The 17403-nt window shown below is 34.5% G+C and carries 16 protein-coding genes; 14 read left to right on the top strand and 2 right to left on the bottom strand.

All coding sequences use genetic code 11. From position 1 onward, the window contains the following. Positions 1-19: 19 nt before the first annotated feature. The 7 genes from BZARG_RS13510 to BZARG_RS13480 all read left to right on the top strand — a co-directional run bounded on the left by BZARG_RS13510 (position 20) and on the right by BZARG_RS13480 (position 6963). Positions 20-1252 carry a hypothetical protein gene (locus BZARG_RS13510; RefSeq protein WP_123766980.1) on the top strand — a complete coding sequence of 411 codons (1233 nt, stop codon included), beginning with the start codon at positions 20-22 and terminating at the stop codon, positions 1250-1252. A 166-nt stretch (positions 1253-1418) separates the two neighbouring features. After that, positions 1419-2129, top strand: coding sequence for a lipocalin family protein (locus BZARG_RS13505; protein WP_008639397.1), 711 nt, complete (start codon positions 1419-1421; stop codon positions 2127-2129). Between the two features lie 70 nt (positions 2130-2199). Beyond that, the gene (locus BZARG_RS15365) at positions 2200-3357 is read left to right on the top strand and encodes a BspA family leucine-rich repeat surface protein (protein WP_123766978.1); all 1158 of its coding nucleotides are present in this window, start codon (positions 2200-2202) and stop codon (positions 3355-3357) included. Between the two features lie 110 nt (positions 3358-3467). Next, positions 3468-4640, top strand: coding sequence for a BspA family leucine-rich repeat surface protein (locus tag BZARG_RS15360; RefSeq protein ID WP_008639368.1), 1173 nt, complete (start codon positions 3468-3470; stop codon positions 4638-4640). Positions 4641-5009: 369 nt separating this feature from the next. Beyond that, positions 5010-5417: a lipocalin family protein gene (locus tag BZARG_RS13490; RefSeq protein ID WP_123766976.1), complete on the top strand. Its 408-nt coding sequence runs from the start codon at positions 5010-5012 to the stop codon at positions 5415-5417. A 153-nt stretch (positions 5418-5570) separates the two neighbouring features. Next, on the top strand, positions 5571-6134 hold the full coding sequence (locus BZARG_RS13485) for a hypothetical protein (protein ID WP_008639337.1): 564 nt from the start codon (positions 5571-5573) through the stop codon (positions 6132-6134). Between the two features lie 274 nt (positions 6135-6408). Beyond that, complete coding sequence (locus BZARG_RS13480; RefSeq protein WP_008639399.1) at positions 6409-6963, top strand: ferritin; 555 nt, start codon at positions 6409-6411, stop codon at positions 6961-6963. A 254-nt stretch (positions 6964-7217) separates the two neighbouring features. On the opposite strand, the gene bioB is transcribed toward BZARG_RS13480, so the two are convergent. Further along, positions 7218-8300: a biotin synthase BioB gene (gene bioB / locus BZARG_RS13475; RefSeq protein ID WP_008639344.1), complete on the bottom strand. Its 1083-nt coding sequence runs from the start codon at positions 8298-8300 to the stop codon at positions 7218-7220. Positions 8301-8402: 102 nt separating this feature from the next. Between bioB and BZARG_RS13470 the strand changes: the two genes are divergently transcribed. The 3 genes from BZARG_RS13470 to BZARG_RS13460 all read left to right on the top strand — a co-directional run bounded on the left by BZARG_RS13470 (position 8403) and on the right by BZARG_RS13460 (position 13569). Next, a complete protein-coding gene (locus BZARG_RS13470) occupies positions 8403-9878 on the top strand; it encodes an aminotransferase-like domain-containing protein (protein ID WP_040288841.1) in 1476 nt (491 codons plus the stop codon). Positions 9879-10319: 441 nt separating this feature from the next. Continuing rightward, entirely contained in the window at positions 10320-11528 is a 1209-nt protein-coding gene (locus BZARG_RS13465) for a M24 family metallopeptidase (protein WP_008639325.1), read from the top strand. 334 nt (positions 11529-11862) lie between these two features. Then, complete coding sequence (locus BZARG_RS13460; protein WP_008639382.1) at positions 11863-13569, top strand: potassium channel family protein; 1707 nt, start codon at positions 11863-11865, stop codon at positions 13567-13569. 291 nt (positions 13570-13860) lie between these two features. On the opposite strand, the gene BZARG_RS13455 is transcribed toward BZARG_RS13460, so the two are convergent. Continuing rightward, on the bottom strand, positions 13861-14244 hold the full coding sequence (locus BZARG_RS13455) for a hypothetical protein (protein ID WP_008639357.1): 384 nt from the start codon (positions 14242-14244) through the stop codon (positions 13861-13863). A 412-nt stretch (positions 14245-14656) separates the two neighbouring features. Here BZARG_RS13455 and BZARG_RS13445 point away from each other — a divergent pair, with 412 nt between their 5' ends. The 4 genes from BZARG_RS13445 (at position 14657) to BZARG_RS13430 (ending at position 17246) form a co-directional block, all read left to right on the top strand. Continuing rightward, positions 14657-15199: a hypothetical protein gene (locus BZARG_RS13445; protein ID WP_040288836.1), complete on the top strand. Its 543-nt coding sequence runs from the start codon at positions 14657-14659 to the stop codon at positions 15197-15199. Between the two features lie 176 nt (positions 15200-15375). Then, complete coding sequence (locus BZARG_RS13440; protein WP_040288834.1) at positions 15376-15741, top strand: hypothetical protein; 366 nt, start codon at positions 15376-15378, stop codon at positions 15739-15741. 135 nt (positions 15742-15876) lie between these two features. Continuing rightward, positions 15877-16782, top strand: a complete 906-nt coding sequence (locus tag BZARG_RS13435; protein ID WP_008639323.1) for a hypothetical protein — start codon at positions 15877-15879, stop codon at positions 16780-16782. Between the two features lie 2 nt (positions 16783-16784). Beyond that, positions 16785-17246, top strand: coding sequence for a hypothetical protein (locus tag BZARG_RS13430; protein WP_040288830.1), 462 nt, complete (start codon positions 16785-16787; stop codon positions 17244-17246). Positions 17247-17403: the final 157 nt, after the last annotated feature.

The raw sequence follows: 17403 nt of genomic DNA, 5'->3' as shown, positions 1-17403 counted from the left end.
ATTAAAAAATAAAAATAACATGAAAAATTTACAATTGAATTTCAAACCTTTAATGCTTTTACTATTAGTTGGTTTTATCTTTGGTAGTTGCAGCAGTGAAGACGACTCGATTACAGAAGAGCCACCTCAAGGCAATAATCCCGCCATAGTTTTGGACTGTGATTACTTTAGTCAATCAGGTAACATTCATCTCGAAAACGTCCCAGGCGCTCCTGTGGATTATATAATAAGCTGTGATGCTAAAATCAAAGGTGACTTGCTTATAGATGCAGGAGTAATCATAGAATTTGAGAGAAACGCAGGTTTAATATTTACGGATGATGCAAATTATAAAATAGAGATGAATGGAACATCTGCAAAACCAATTATTTTAACAGGAGTAGAAAAAGATAAAGGTTATTGGAGAGGTTTATTAATGACCAGTGACAACCCTTCTAACATCATGAAACATGTAACAGTTGAATTTGCTGGTCAAGTACGCCCAGGTGGTTGGGGCTATAAAGGAGCCGTTATTGGCTCTTGGGGAGCTATCATGACTTTCGATAGCTGTACAATTCAAGATGGACAAGAAATAGGATTGCATTGGGTACATTACGCAGCCGATTTATATATTAATAATTCTGTTTTCACAAGAAATGATGTGCCAATTGTAACAGATGCAAGTCATATTAATTCAATTGACGAAACTAGTACATATCAAGGTAACGTAAATGATTATGTTAGAATTGGAGGCAACGATGTTGATAAAGACATCACATTCCATAATATTGACATACCATTTTATTGTGATGGATTTAAGCCAAATAACGCTGCCAAACGTACATTTACATTTAAACCAGGAGTTACGCTATTAATGGTTGCAGGAAGTCAAATCCGTTTCAATAACGCTTTTTCTTATCAACATGAAACCATTATGGTTGGTACAGCTGAAGATAGAATAACTATTAAAGGAAAAGAAGATGTTCCTGGTTACTGGAAAGGATTAGTTATTGAATCTGATAGTCCACTTAATGAAATTGCTTTCTTAGATATTTCAGATGCAGGTCAAACGGTTGGTGATCCAAATGGAGCTATTAAATTAGAGTCCTCTGCTTTTTTGAAAATCCGCGATGTTAACTTTATCAATTGTTTTGAGTATGCAATGAGCCTTAATTATTATTATCCGTTTCATTTAGAATACAGTAACTTAACTTTAGACAATACGCCTTTGATGTTTTCTGATTGGAATGGCGCAGAAGTTACAACTCCGTAATAATCAAAATTATAAATAAAACGGTTTATGTCTCACCTCGTGGTTAGTCTAATAGAATTTATAAACCGTTCCTAAACAAAAGCACCTTTATGTACTTTCGGGAAACACACGTGTTAAAAAACACAAAGGTGTTATTTTTAGGATTAACAAACAAAATATTATAAAAATGAAAATATTTAAAAACAAATTTAATTTTTTACTTTTCTCATTGCTTCTAGGCTTTGTACTTAATAGTTGTAGTTCTGATGATGACGGTTCAATAGCAAACCAAGCACCAAATAACTTTAATGTCGTGGATGTGGCTAATGATGCCGATTTACAACTTCAATTATCTTGGGAAACAGCAACAGACCCAGAAGGCGATGCAATTAGCTACCAAGTTTATTTGGATACTCAAAATCCACCCCAAATGGCAATTGCTAATAACTTGAATGCAACTACTTATAGCATACAAACGGATTTACAACCAGAAACCACATATTACTGGATGGTTATAGCAAAAGATGCAAATGGAAATACAACCCAAAGTAATATCGATACGTTTACAACCAGAGAGCTCACTACTGGAGAGACCTTAATAGGAAAGTGGTATTTTGAAAGTCAGGCTGGATCACCGCCGTTGTCAGAATGTAAAAAAAATGCCTTTATCAATTTTACAGATGACTTCTTCTTTCAATTAAGTAACTATGACGAAGACATTAACGGCGATTGTACACTATTGAATAGTCTAAATGGTACCTACCAAGTAATTGATAGATTTCAGTTTGAAATATCAGTAAATGGCAACACTGAAGTTTGGAATATTCAGACTATTTCATCAACTGAACTTGTAGTAAATTATAATGGAATCATAATAACATTTATTAAAGAAGAATAAAATTTTAGGCCGTTTCAACTATAAATTTGGGATGGCCTATTTTAATTCAACAATTAATATTAAAATAAATATGAAACGTTTACAAAATAATTTTAAGCCTTTGCTGTTTTTAGTATTAGCTGGATTCGCTTTTACAAGTTGTAGCAGCGATGATGATAATTCGCCTACAATCCCTGAACCAACATCCTATCAGGTTTCCATAAACGCGTCCCCAAGTAATGGCGGAACCGTATCCCCACAAAGCGGTGAATTTGAAAAAGATCAAGTAATAAACATAACCGCAACACCATTGCAAGGCTGGGAATTTAAAGAATGGCAGGGAGATGTTACAGGTATCGATAACCCTATTCAACTTGCGGTAAATGCAACTAAAAATATAACAGCCGTCTTTGAAAGAGACTTATTTTATTTAGCAGATAACGGGGTAACCATCATGGCACCAAACGCACCTGTGGGAGGTACTGGGGTAATAAATGGCATTACATACACAAAACGCACTGTGGACCAAATAACACCCGAAAATGCTGAAACAACCTGCACCAGTGGCATCACAGATATGAGTAACTTATTTAATGCCGCCAATACCTTTAATGGAGATATCAGTCATTGGGATGTGAGTACCGTAACTAATATGAATAATATGTTTCAAAGCACCGATGTCTTCAATGCAGACTTGAGCAATTGGGATGTAAGCAGCGTAACGAATATGGGCACTTTATTTAATAATGCACTGGTTTTTAATTCAGACCTCAGTAATTGGGACGTCTCTAGCGTAACGGTCATGAATGGTATATTTGCTGCAGCTGCGGCTTTTAACGCAGACTTAAGTAATTGGGACGTGAGTAATGTTACAACTATGAGATCTATGTTTAATGGAGCCAGCTCATTTAATTCAGACCTGAATAGTTGGGATATGAGCAGCGTAACAAATACCGGATGGATGTTTTTTAATGCTAGTTCCTTTAATGGCGATATTACTGATTGGAATGTGAGCAACGTCACAGCTATGGATTTTATGTTTCATGAGGCTAGTAACTTCAATAGAGATATTAGTAATTGGAATGTAGGTAATGTTACGAATATGTTACGCATGTTTGCTGATGCGACTTCCTTTAACCAAAATATCAGCGGTTGGTGTGTGACAAATCTAACATCCGAACCCAACGATTTTGCCTCGGGCAGCCCTTTAAGCAGTAGCAATAAACCAATATGGGGTACATGTCCATAAAACACATATCAGTATCCACTACCCATGGCATAGCTACACGTTGTTTAATACATGGAAACGGATAAATTAAGTTCAAAAAAAAAGCGCTTTAAATTAATTAAACAATAAACATGAAAATACTTCAAATCAATTTCAAACCCCTATTTTTTTTACTAACTCTAGGTTTCGCGTTAACCAGCTGCAGCAGTGATAATGATAATGCGCCGACAAGTCCGGAAATCACATCCTTTCAGGTTACTATTACCGCGTCACCAAATGATGGCGGAACCGTGTTACCACTTAGTGGCGAATTTGATAAAGACCAACAAATAGACCTAACTGCCACACCATCTGAAGGTTGGCATTTTAAAGAATGGCAAGGCGATATTACTGGTACCAACAATCCTATACAACTTACAGTAGATGCTGCTAAAAATATAACAGCTGTGTTTGAAAGAGACTTATTTTATCTAGCAGATAACGGTGTAACTATTATGGCGCCTTTAGCAAATGTGGGAGATACCGGTGTGGTAAATGGTATTACATACACCAAACGTACGGTAGACCAAATTACTCCCCAAAATGCTGAATCAACGTGTACAACTGGCATTACTGATATGACACAACTATTTAAAGACGAAGATACGTTTAACGGAGATATCAGTCATTGGGATGTGGAAAGCGTAACTAATATGGAGGGCATGTTTAGAGGAGCCAGCGTATTTAGCTCTGACATTAACCTATGGGATGTGAGTAGCGTAACGAACATGAGATCTATGTTTAGCAATGCTAGAATGTTTAATGGAAATCTTAGCCATTGGAATGTAAGCAACGTATTAGATATGAGTTATATGTTTAGGGATGCTAGTTACTTTAACGGAGATATATCCAGCTGGAATGTGAGTAGTGTAACGAACATGGCGCAAATGTTTTATACGTCTTATATTGGCGGTAATAGTATATTTAATCAAGACCTTAATAATTGGGATGTGAGTAATGTAACGGATATGAGTTACATGTTTTGGTTTGCCAAGGAGTTTAACGGAGACGTTAGCACATGGAACGTAAGTAGCGTAACAAATGCGCATTACATGTTTTCTAGTGCTTATGCCTTTAATGCAAACCTTAGCAACTGGGACGTAAGTAGTGTAACGGATATGGAAGGTATGCTTTCCGATGCAAGTGTATTTAACCAAGACCTCACGGGCTGGTGTGTAGATAATTTTTCCATCGAGCCTAATAATTTTGCTTCAGGAAGTAATTTAACCAATGACAATAAACCTTTATGGGGCATGTGTCCATAAAAAACAACAGCGTTATACAATAAACAGGATTAGAGCAAAAAATTAATATGTATCACCTAAATAACTAGGAAAACAATTAAAAACAATTTTAAAATCTTACTATTTACACTATTCGCTGGGTTTGCCTTAAACAGCTGTAATAGCGATGATGACGCCATAGCAGTTAGCAAAAATCAATTAGACTTTAATTTAATAGACGTATCGGATTGTTCGCAAAACGTAGAATTACAACCAACTTTTTCATGGAGTGCAGCCACAAGTCCAGATGGAAGCACTGTAAGCTATGATTTATACGTTGGCACAAATAATCCTCCAACGAAAAAAGTTGCTTCAGATATAAGTAACACGATTTTTGATTTATCGGATGATTTGTACTTTAATACGATTTATAATTGGAAAGTGGTGGCTAAAAACAGTCAAGGTGGTACTAAAAGTCTAGTGGCCTCTTTTAAAACACGTGCGCAAACAAACCAAGATTTAATAGTAGGGAAATGGTTTTTTGAAAGTAGATTAGGTGAACCAGAAATGTCTGACTTCGAGAAAACAAGTTTCATGCTGTTTTCAAGTAATTCAGGGTTTGAAATACATACTTATCTTGAAGATACAAATGATGAAAGCATTACTTCTCAACACCATAATTATACCTATACAATTTTAGGAAACAATCAAATTGAATTAACCAGTGGTTCAAATGCACAAATTTGGCTAATTCAATCCTTAACCCAAACTGAACTTATTATTCTGGCAGATGGTACGACACTAACATTACTAAAATAATAGTTATAATGCTATACCAGAAATTTAAAACCATTTCAATAATTAATTTGGAATGGCTTTAAATCTTTGAAACTCTGTTGCAGCATTTATCCTTTTAAAAGAACAATTATTTTATCGCCATTATTTTTCAAACTAAAAATAAATCAACTCATTATGAAAACTATTTCCAAATTACCCAAAGCCACTTACCTACTACTCTTTCTTTTTTTAATAAGTGTAGCAACCTCGTGTAAAAAAGAAGAAAAAAACAAAGGCAGTTATTTTGGCTCTAGTCAGCGAGAAGATATCTCAAAGTTAATTACTAAAGAAGATATTCGCAGCATATTCGAGTTGGATAATGACCATGAAATAGAACACAAAGAAAAGAAAAGCGCTATTTCCTCTTTTGATTGGGAAATGCCAAGTGATAAAAAACTGTTTTATTCAGTAAAGCTAAACTTTGCACGCGGTGATAGACGTAGCAGTAGTGTTATTGATAAAATTTGGGAAGGTCAAAGTAAATCCGTCTACCAGGAAAAAGGCCTTCAGGAAGTGTCTGATGTTGGAGATAAGGCGTCTTGGAGCACTATGGCAGGCGGACAATTGCGTGTTACTGCAGATGGGTACTTGTTTTTTGTATCCTTTTTTGTAAACCCAAAAAAAGACAACCCATTGAGTAAAGATGAAATGATTGACAAGGCCTCGGCGTTAGCAAAGCAAGTTATTAAAAGAATGTAACAGCTTTATTTTGAAATTATTGATTTGTTTTCATAACTGTCTTCAAAAATAAAAAGTTTTTAGAGTCGATTCTACTTAAAGTAATTAGCTGTATTAAAATCATAACAATCAATACGGCAATGTTATAAATTGATGTCGCGTTAAATGAAAACACTCAGAGTAAAAAAGCCTTTTATTAAGCTAAACTCCGCATTTGAGTTAATTTTTTACTGTAAATAGTCAAACTTTTTAAAGCAAAAACAAGTCCTTTATAAAAACATAAAAGATATAATATATGGACACCAATAGATTATCCAAAAGCATAGAAGAAATCCTAAACCATCAAGTCACTAAAGAGGCAGAAGCGGCACAGATATATTTATCTTATGGCTGTTGGGCGGACAGTGAAGGTTTTGGTGGAATTGCCAATTTTTTATTTCGTCATTGTCAAGAAGAGCGCGACCATATGATGAAAGTTATGCAATACATCATGGAACGTGGCGGAACTGTAAAAATTCTAGCTATAAAAGCGCCACCAGCCAACCCTAAAAGCCTTCAGGATTGTTTCGAGAAAGTCTTTAAACATGAAGTAGATAATACAAATGCCATTTATGACATTGTTAATTTAGCTCATGAAGAAAAAGATTGGGCAACCTATAATTTCGCACAGTGGTTTGTTAAAGAACAGATTGAAGAGGAGAAATTAGTCATGGAACTATTGGATAAATTAAAAATTGCCGGTGGCCCTAAAGCTTCTAACGAATCTTTATTAAATTTGGATACGTTTTTAGGTAAAGAACCAGACTCGGCACCATTAGCTAGAGATGCAAGTATGGAGAATCCGGAATAAAAGAATATCATTTTTAATAATTGAAAAAAGCAGGCCTTATTTGGGCTTGCTTTTTATTTTTTAAAGCGTTTTTGAAATAGCTTCTTTAAATTGAGCGTTTTACTAAAAATAAATAGGAGTAGAATTAAATTTATTAGAAAAATAATTTCAAAATTAACGTGACAAATTGTGTAACGCTCTAAAAAAAGAAGGGTCCAACCTCAAAAGGAAATCCAACCCTATTATTCTTATATATCATCTTTTACAAAAGTATTTCATCCCTTTTTATTTTGTGTATCTAAATTACGCTGAATTTGATGCATTGGTCGAGACCATTTGGGTTTTTCTCCCAAGGCGTAATATTGCGCATCCTCCTCTTCTACCGTTTTGCGTTGAGCATGCTTTTCAAAAGGTTGCTGCGGAATCAATCCTAATTCTTCAAACATTTTCATGTCTTCATTCACGTCAGGATTGGGTGTCGTGAGTAATTTATCACCAGCAAATATAGAATTGGCACCAGCAAAAAAGCATAGGGCTTGTCCTTCGCGGCTCATATTGGTTCGTCCTGCAGATAGGCGCACTTGAGTCTGCGGTAATAATATTCTTGCTGTTGCTATCATACGTACCATTTCCCAAATGGATACGGGCGCCATCTCTCCTATTGGTGTTCCCACAACAGGAACAAGAGCATTAATGGGTACCGATTCAGGCTGTGGCGTCATAGATGTTAGGGTAATTAACATATCGGCACGATTTTCTATGCTCTCACCCATACCAATAATGCCGCCACTGCAAACTGTTATATTCGTTTTACGTACATTTTTAATAGTTTGAAGACGGTCTTTATAACCTCTGGTAGATATTATTTCCTCATAATAATCTTCAGAGGAATCAATATTATGATTGTAGGCATATAGTCCAGCTTCTGAAAGTCGGTGGGCTTGATTTTCTGTTATCATGCCCAACGTGCAACACACTTCAATATCCATTTTATTTAGTGAACGTACCATTTCCAAAACTTGATCAAATTCTGGTCCGTCTTTTACGTTTCGCCATGCGGCTCCCATACAAATTCTTGAACTACCGGTAGCTTTTGCCTGTAATCCTTGAGCAATGACTTGATCAACACCCATTAAAGCCTGTGCTTTAACGTCTGTATGATAGCGCGCCGCCTGCGGACAATACCCACAGTCCTCGGGACAACCGCCTGTTTTTATGGAGACTAAAGTTGACACTTGCACTTTATTAGGATCGTGATGCTGCCTATGAATAGTAGCCGCTTCATATAGTAACTCCATTAACGGTTTTTTATATAACGCGACGACTTCATCTCGTGTCCATTTTTTTAATTTGTCCATTATTCTGCTGTTTTAATAACTATTATTCTAATAATGTTATTTTAGAATGAAGTGCAAATATTTGAATAAAAACAGTAGTTTTGGCAGTCCGAAATGTAAACAATGAATAGTCCGGTTATAATTCCTTTTCATTCCTTTGTAAAAATAGATCGCCGTAAAAAAGAGGCCATCTACATGCAAATCGTTTATCAATTCATAAATGCAGTCAAAGTGAACCTACTGGAAGACAGTGATCGCCTTCCTGGCAGCAGAATAATAGCCGAAGAGCTTCAGGTTCACAGAAAAACAGTAGTAGCTGCCTTGGAAGAGCTTAAAGAACAAGGCTGGGTAAAAACACGTCCCAACATTGGAACTTTTGTAAGAAATCCTGAACTTTCCCCAGCTCAAATCCAAAAAAACAAAGTTTTTCAACATCCTCCAGAAGAAGCCGCCTTTAATTTTAGGAAAGATTTTATTCTAGATACGCCTTTAGAAGAAAACCTAGGGAAATTTTATTTCACTGATGGCACACCAGATTATCGGATTATTAAATCGGAGGAACTCGTACGTTTTTACACGTCAGTATTGAAAAGAAAAAAACAGTCTGGAATATTCTTAAATGCCACTGATGGGAGTTTGTTTTTCAGGGATCAATTAAGCTATTATCTAAATTTAACTAGAGGGTTTCATCTTTCAAGAGATTTTTTGTTACCAGTAGCAGGCCTAGAAAAAGTACATTCCATCTTATCGCGTTTACTAATAAATACGGGTGACCTTGTTTTGGTAGAAGAACTTAGTTACTTTTTACCCAATATGATTTATAGTCAAGCAGGTGCTAAAATGAAAACTATTCCCTTAGATGCCGACGGAATGGATATCGATTTTATTGAAAAGAATTTTAAACCTGGTGAAATACGACTCGTTTATATCAATACCAAATGCCAATACCCTACAACGGTTGGTCTTTCTGAAAAACGAAAAACTCAATTATTAGATTTAGCAGAGGCCTACGATTTTATTGTAATTGAAGATGATACTGATTTCGAATTTTCATTGGTAAAAAACAAAAAAGAATCACTGTTTAGAAAAAACGGTGGAAATCGCGTCATCTATGTTGGTAGTTTTGGACGATTTTTGAGCCCTAGTTTTCAAATGAATTTTATAACTGCACCAAAAGATCTCTTACGAGAAGGTGCAAAATACTTGAATGTTTATGGCAAACCAGATTCCATGATGGAAAAAGCTTTGGGAGAACTTATTCACCAAGGAGACATTCATCGATATCAAAGAAAATCCAAAAAAATAATTTCGGAGCGGAAAGAAATATTTACAGGATTACTAAATGCACACTTTAAAAACCGAATTACTTTTACCACGCCTTCTTCGGGTTTGGCTTTCTGGATTCGGTTTAGTGACTCCTTTTCATTGACGCTTTTACAGAAAAAAGCCAGAGAAAAAGGCCTATTTATTCCCAGTATTTGTCTTTACCAAAATAGAACGATAATAGGTTTAAGGTTAGGTTTTACACATCTTAATCCGCAGGAAATGGAAGAGGCCGTGAAATTACTTGAGGAGGCATATAGGGAAGTGATTGCATAAATATGAGTTATTAGAAGCTGGAAAGTATCTACTAATAATTAAAAACCCTTTCTATGAATATCTAATCAAAAAGATGTTTCGCACCTGCTTTCATCACCTTTACAAGGTTTTTAGATTTTTAAAAGCCTTCAACCTTCACTTTAATGACATCAATACTTTTTAAGTCTCATAGATTAAACTAAAAGAAAACAGAAATATAAGCAGCTTTATAAAATCATTTTTCTCCAAAAACCACTGCACAATCGGGCTTTACGCGCTAGTCCTTATACATGCCAAAACTAAAATTAAAAGTTAAATACAATTGAGGTTTACCCAAATTTTATGAACTTGTAATTATATTCAAATTAACTTTAAAATGCGTTTATATAACTTTAGTATTACGGGAAACTAGACGCTATTATCGCTTAAAAAATTAGCATTAATTTATAAAATCACATCAAAATGAATAGTAATAGAAAATACGGTATTGGAGGTAGTAAGCCAGAACAAGAACTTTTAAAATTAAGCGAACCAACAAAAAAACCTAGTCCTATTGATGGAAAAGAGTTTCAAAGTAGAATAGATAAGGCCTGTGAATCTCTAAAGAAAAAGGGACTAGACGCATTATATATTAATGCAGGCACCAATTTACAGTATTTTACTAATACGCTATGGAATCCGTCAGAACGCTTGGTTGGCGCTATTTTATTTGCCGATGGAACGCTGAAATATGTGGTTCCAGAGTTTGAAATAGGCACATTCAATGATTTTATTGGAATAGATGGAGAACTTATTCCTTGGGCGGAGCACGAATGGCCTGTAGAGAAAATAGCAGAAGTAGTTCCAGAAGGGACACATCTTGCTGTTGATGATTCTACAGCTTTTACGATGATTTCTCGTTTTCAAGAAAACAAAAAGTTTACAATTAGCAGTGCTGAAGAGCTTATCAGAGATATTAGACTACTTAAAAGTGAAGCGGAAATAGCGCACATTCAATACCCGATGAACTTAACTATGCAAGTGCACCAAGCAGTTGCTAGAATTTTAAAACCAGGCATCACTACAGCTGAAGTAGAAAGTTTTATTCATAAAGCTCATCAGAAATTAGGTATAGCAAGTGGCTCTTATTTTTGTATTGTTTTATTTGGTAAAGATTCCAGTTTTCCGCACGGTGTAAAAACGCCAAAACCATTGGAAGAAAATGACATCGTTTTAGTAGATACGGGTTGTAAATTTAAGGGATACCTTTCCGATATCACCAGAACTTACATTTATGGTGACGCCACCGATAAGGAAAAGAAAATTTGGGTAAACGAAAAATCTGCGCAATTAGCTGCTTTTCACGCAGCACAACTCGGTAAGCCTTGTGGACATATTGACGACCAGGTTCGAGTACAACTAGAAAAAGATGGTTTAGGACCTGATTATGATTTACCAGGATTACCACATAGAACGGGTCACGGCATTGGGCTTGAAATCCATGAACATCCGTTTATATTAAGAGGAAACGACCTTAAATTACAAGTAGGTATGGCGTTTAGCATTGAACCAATGATTGTGGTTCCTGATGAATTTGGCGTGCGCTTGGAAGACCATATTTATATGACAGAAGCAGGCCCTAAATGGTTTACAGAGCCAGCACATAGTATTGAAAATCCATTTGGAGTTTAAACTCTGATAACCTTTCAATAATAATTACAAACGAGATATACCACTAACTATCAATAAATTAAAACCCTGTCAACCTATTCCTGCGGCAGGGTTGACTTTTATATATTTAGTTTTTTAGTGAAACTCAATTTAGAAAAGTAGCAAAGCGATACATTTAAAATTAATAATGACATTCCAAACAAAACCACATAAAACAAAACCACTTCCATCGTAGAATTACCTTTAGAGTATTATATTTGATATACGCTTCATCAGAAGTAAAACATGAAGTAAATTGTATAGGTTTAGAATAAAAAATACAAAAAGAGTAAATCCTATTTAAAAAATATCGATTATGAAATTTATTGGCAGTCAGTTAGCCTTTTACATGAGCGACACAGACTTTAAAAGAAATTACAAGGTCTTACTAAAATATCTGGCTCTTTTAGGAATTGTCATCGTTATATATTCAATTCTTTTCCATTTTATAATGGGATTTGAAGGTCAAAACCATTCTTGGGTTACTGGCTTTTATTGGACACTTACGGTAATGAGTACATTAGGGTTTGGAGATATTACATTTGCCTCGGATCTTGGCCGCCTGTTTAGTATTGTTGTTTTACTTTCCGGTATTTTCATGTTAATGATTGTTTTACCCTTTGCCTTTATTAGGCACTTTTACATTCCACTTTTAGAATCTAAAGAAAAAAATAAAGTGCCACGCCAAGTACCTGCTAAAACTAAAAATCATATTATAATTTGTTCCTATGATATTATTGCTCGAGAACTCACCGAGCGCCTTAAACAAGAAAACACGCCCTATTATGTTATAGAAAATGATTTAGAAAAAGCACTAAAAAACTATGATAATAATGTTTCCGTACTTTTTGGCGAGTTGGATGAAGCACAAACCTTTATAAATGCCAATATTAAGGATGCCAAATTGATTTTAGTGAATAGAAATGATATTGTAAACACCAAAATTATTCTTACCATTAGAGAAATTGCTCCCACAATACCTATTGTGGCTATTGCCACAGATATAGAATCTGTAGATGTACAGCAATTAAATGGTGCCAACCATGTGCTGCCCATTAAAAAATGGCTGGGCGAACAATTAGCCAATAGGGTAAACACGCAGCATGCCGAATCTCATGCCATCGGACAATATGAAGATTTATTAATTGCTGAATTACCCATTCATAATACGCCATTAGTATCTAAAATTATTGGAGATATAGGCTTACGACAAAAATTTGGAGTAAGTATTGTAGGTATTTGGGAACGTGGCCGCCTTCAACCCATTAAGGGCGATGAAATATTAACTCATGATAGTGTTTTGGTGATTATAGGAAATAAAGAACAATTAAATAACATTGATATTATTTTCCATGATTACCATATAAATCCCAATCCAGTGCTGCTAATTGGAGCAGGCAAAGTAGGCTTGGCAGCTGCAGAAGCATTATATAAAGATGGTGTTTCAGTAAATGTTGTGGACAAAGATCCAGAGGTATGTAAAAAAGCTAGCCCTTTTTGTAATCAGGTATTCATAGGCGATGCGGCAGATTATCAACTACTAAAAAAAGCAGGGATTTTAGAAGCACCTTCGGTATTACTGTCTACCCATGACGACACTATAAATATTTATCTGGCATCCTACTGTCGCCAGTTAAACAAAGACATTAGGATAGTGAGCCGAATATCGGAAACACGCAATGTGGATATCATGCAAAAAGCAGGAGCAGATTTTGTTTTAAGTTACGCAACATTAGGCTCGGAGGCTGTTTTATCTATTTCCAAAGGCCAGGAATTAACCGTTCTTGGTGAAGGTTTCACTTTGTTTATTATCCCGATACCAAAATCATTAGAAGGTAAAACGCTTGCAGAGTCTGGAATAGGCGCTAAAACTGGATTATCGGTAATTGCTATTAAAGAAAACTCTGAAGTCGTAACCTTATTAGCGGCAAATTCGATTCTCCCACATGGCGCTGAAATAGTGATGCTTGGAAATATAGATATGAAACATAAATTTAATAAAATATATGTTAATGATGCTTGATAGACATTTTAGAGTTTTTAAAACTTTATAAAAACTAATTGATTATTTATAGAAATAACTATGTTAAGCATTATAGTTTTAGATATGATGAAAACGACAAGAATAAGTTGATTTTATTAACACTTCCTACCCGTAGTTCACTCTAAATGAAAAAACTTTAAGTCGAAAAAAATAAAATAACATCTATACTATTACACTTTAAAAATGGTATACCTTATAAAGAAGTAATGGAATTATCAAAACACAGGCATTGCCAAAGAATAGTCATAACAGGTTTAAATTTATTAAGAGTTACTTTTTAGCTTGGGTTACGTCACGAAATGTCGGTACATTCTCCGTGATTTTGCCAGCATCTTTCTTATTAATTTTGAAGGTGACATCTTTTGTGGTGGTAAATAAAAGTACTGTTGAAAAAGATGTTTTAAGATGTGATTTTAAAAAGTTAAAAGCATCTTCTAGGGAAAGCTCCTTCTCCTCATCTTCCGTTTCTTTAGAAGCATAGCGCAATTTCACTAAAACCTTAAAATCCTCTTTTGAGTAAATTGGCCGGACAAAAATATTTTTTAAATTAGGTTTACCAATGGTTTTTGCCATAGTTAATTTAGCAAAGCGTCCCTCATGGATACTTTCCTTAACTTGATCCCAAAAAAGGACAAAAACATCTTGATACGGCATAAACAAAAATTTGAGAATTACACTTTATAGAGTACAAAAATAATATTTATAAATTAAAATGAATAAGGTATATACGATAAAAGTTGTTTATGCTCAAAGCATAGATGATATTCCAAGTGTTCATAGAATAGATTTGGAAGATTACTAAAAAAACCAATTTTTAATACGCCAATAAAAGGATTCCCTATGTATTTAGAATTAAAGAGTCCATTCGTTTTTTACTTATATCAAAAATAATAAAATCTATAATAGCGTTAAACGGTTTAAAGGGTTTTATATTTGAAGAGGTAGAAACTATTCCAGCAAATAATGAATTATAAAATAAACACAAAAATGTTAAATAGAAAGCAACCAGTTTTTTTTGGAAGCAATTAGCAATCGACATATAAAATAACAAATCCAAGTTAGAAAAATGTTTTTAACAAAAGAACAATATTATAAAAGAAGATGGTTTTTAGCAATTTTGTTCTTGCTATCGGGGTTTTGTTTACTATACCTCAGTTATGGTTTGTTTTATTATAATAAAGATAAAAGTGAATTAACTACAAAAAACACCCTGCCTACAGTAATTAAAATAGAAAAAACTAAAATTGGAGATACACCATTAGATTTTTTAACAATTATAAATAATAATGAGAAATTTTCGGCTAGCATTAATGATTCTATATTAAAACAGTTATCTATTCTTTATAATTTACCAGATTTAAATAGTTTCAGTTTTGGTAACGAATTGGTTTTTGAAAAAGGAAATAAATCTTATAAATATAGCTATTCCGATGATAGATTGTACGAGTTGGAAATAAATGGAATTAAAATTATAACCTATCAAAAAAAGAAACCCTATATGGCGTATTTAATTTTAATAATCGCGTTAGCTTGGATAAGTTTTCAAGTGTCTGTTTTATATAGATTAAAAACTAAAGGAATAAAAGTTTATGATGATTATAAATCATAGTTAGAAATTGAATAGCCGCCAGCTCCTAAAATCCGGAAGACTTTACAGAACAATATTGTTCCTAAAGATTTTGACACGAAGATTGCTTCCGCCACGGCACACTGGACAGAAGTTATGTTGCTGACACGACCTTAGATTTGGGTGAAGGCACCGTAGCCCATCTTAAAATCAACATAATGGTCAGTCATCAATTGTTGACCTATGCCTCTGATATGTTAGCGGTGACCACGGTACCTGAGAAGTATTGGAACCCCAAACAGGAACACTATCCAAAATATACGCCCTACATGGCAGCTGCTTTTAATGTTACGATGGGTGATTTTGGATCGGTGCTCAACACGCAACAGGCGCAAATGCAGTTCGCTTTTAAAACCGGTATCTGGAATGGGGTAATAGGTGAGGTCAAAGGGTTGCCTGACGCAGGTATTCTGGCAACAGAATATTTCCTGAACCCCGAAAAAGCACGAGCGTTTGACGAGGGTCTTAGTCAACTAACTTTTGCTTCAGCATGGGTAAGTTTCAAGGAAGTTCATGGTTATTAGGAGAATAAAGAGACCTATAATTTCAAACTCTCACATCAATTCGGGAAGGATATCGTATTTGTAGCTTCGTTTTTTGTTGGCGTAGGAGAAGTTTCCTCATTGGCAAAGATGGGCAAATTTAGTAAAATCGCCTCCTTGACCAAGATTTCTGAAGGCATCACGAATGGGGTTATCAAAGGTTTAAAGAAAATGCCTAAACATCTTTCAGGGGCTTTGAAAAAACTTCCAAACAACATTGTTAAAGAAGTCCAGAGAGCGGGTACAAAAAGCTATCTTATCCTAAAGCTAAATACCACAAGACTGGCAAAAATATCTGATGATGCTTTGTTTTCAGAAATGAAATTACTTCAAGAAGGAGCTGTTATAAAATTAACGGACGGTAGCGATGCCATATTTGAGAATATTAGGTATATTGATGATCTTGGAGAAAAAACGGGCACAATTACTATTGTGAAAAATGGGGATGAGCTTGGGTTTAGAATTTTGGGTAAGGGGGGGACTAGATTTATTGCTAAGTCTGGAACTGAATTAAAAACTTTCTTAAATGGTATAACTGAATTGCCTACTGGAGTTCCTTATTCAGGAAAAACTTATCGTTATATAGGGAGTCAATATGCTGATGAAACAGTAACAATTATTCATAGTGGAATCACAGATGCAGGAAACAGGTTGAGAAAAGGTTTGTATCTGAGCGAAACTAAGCCTGGCAACATAATTGAAGTTGGAGCAAACGGAGGTACTAATGGTAAAAACCTTTTTGAGATTACTGATTTTCAAGTTAATAATCTGCTAGATATTACTGATCCAAATACAATTGAAATATTAGGGACAACATTTGAGCAAATGAAAAAAATACATCCTAACGATTTGATTCAATATGAATTTACGCAAGAGATTGCAATTTGGGCAAAAAACAATGGATATTCTGGAGTTAAGTTTTATGGAGCTCACGGATCTACAGACTATGTGAACTTGCTTATTTTTGAGCAATCCACAGTAAATACCGCAATTAAAGGTAGTATTAATTCAGAACCCTGGTAAGAATGATGAATATTCAAGAGCAATATGAAAACTTAGAATTTGAGGAATTTATTAGGTTAAATTATTCTAGGATTAGTGATGACTGGAAAAAGTATATGGAGTTTGTAAAAATCGCATTTAATGCTGATACAAAAGACAAGCAAGATAGTTTCATAAAGAAAATGTATTTGAAACAGTTTTGTTTTACTAAAATGAAAGAAGAATACCATAGGATAATACGCCTTGATTTGCCAATGGAAGATGATATACTTAAATTTATAGCTTACCTATATGGAATAAAATATTTTGAAAGAATAGGAAATCCTACATTGAAGTATTGGCTGAATTCAAAAAAAATTAATCAACCTTTTTCTTCTTTCACGGGAGACAATGGCTATAAAGGTAATAGTTTATTAGAATTAACCAAATTTGAATTAGGACAAAACGTTATACGGAATTGGTTATTGTCAACTCTTAAATGGTAATCAGACAGTTCCATTTAAAGCATTAGAAAGCGTGTCTTTTAGACGTTTTTTAGTAATAGCCATATCAATAATATTAAAGATAGAAGCCTCCCCGCTCCGCAAAGTCTCCCGACTTTGAGGAACATTAATTAACGAAACATAAGATAAAATAATACAA

The organism is Bizionia argentinensis JUB59, from assembly GCF_000224335.1.
In the GTDB taxonomy this organism is placed as follows: Bacteria; Bacteroidota; Bacteroidia; order Flavobacteriales; family Flavobacteriaceae; genus Algorimicrobium; species Algorimicrobium argentinense.
Note: the sequence above shows the minus strand (reverse complement) of the source record. Positions and strands in the feature narration are given on the sequence as shown.

Excerpts from the sequence above, each read along its gene's own strand:
- BZARG_RS13460 (WP_008639382.1), top strand. The coding sequence starts at position 11,863 with ATGAAATTTATTGGCAGTCAGTTAGCCTTTTACATGAGCGACACAGAC.
- BZARG_RS13455 (WP_008639357.1), bottom strand. The coding sequence starts at position 14,244 with ATGCCGTATCAAGATGTTTTTGTCCTTTTTTGGGATCAAGTTAAGGAA.
- BZARG_RS13470 (WP_040288841.1), top strand. The coding sequence starts at position 8,403 with ATGAATAGTCCGGTTATAATTCCTTTTCATTCCTTTGTAAAAATAGAT.
- BZARG_RS13505 (WP_008639397.1), top strand. The coding sequence starts at position 1,419 with ATGAAAATATTTAAAAACAAATTTAATTTTTTACTTTTCTCATTGCTT.
- BZARG_RS13445 (WP_040288836.1), top strand. The coding sequence starts at position 14,657 with ATGTTTTTAACAAAAGAACAATATTATAAAAGAAGATGGTTTTTAGCA.
- BZARG_RS13465 (WP_008639325.1), top strand. The coding sequence starts at position 10,320 with ATGAATAGTAATAGAAAATACGGTATTGGAGGTAGTAAGCCAGAACAA.
- bioB (WP_008639344.1), bottom strand. The coding sequence starts at position 8,300 with ATGGACAAATTAAAAAAATGGACACGAGATGAAGTCGTCGCGTTATAT.
- BZARG_RS13440 (WP_040288834.1), top strand. The coding sequence starts at position 15,376 with ATGGTCAGTCATCAATTGTTGACCTATGCCTCTGATATGTTAGCGGTG.
- BZARG_RS15360 (WP_008639368.1), top strand. The coding sequence starts at position 3,468 with ATGAAAATACTTCAAATCAATTTCAAACCCCTATTTTTTTTACTAACT.
- BZARG_RS13430 (WP_040288830.1), top strand. The coding sequence starts at position 16,785 with ATGATGAATATTCAAGAGCAATATGAAAACTTAGAATTTGAGGAATTT.
- BZARG_RS13480 (WP_008639399.1), top strand. The coding sequence starts at position 6,409 with ATGGACACCAATAGATTATCCAAAAGCATAGAAGAAATCCTAAACCAT.
- BZARG_RS15365 (WP_123766978.1), top strand. The coding sequence starts at position 2,200 with ATGAAACGTTTACAAAATAATTTTAAGCCTTTGCTGTTTTTAGTATTA.
- BZARG_RS13485 (WP_008639337.1), top strand. The coding sequence starts at position 5,571 with ATGAAAACTATTTCCAAATTACCCAAAGCCACTTACCTACTACTCTTT.
- BZARG_RS13510 (WP_123766980.1), top strand. The coding sequence starts at position 20 with ATGAAAAATTTACAATTGAATTTCAAACCTTTAATGCTTTTACTATTA.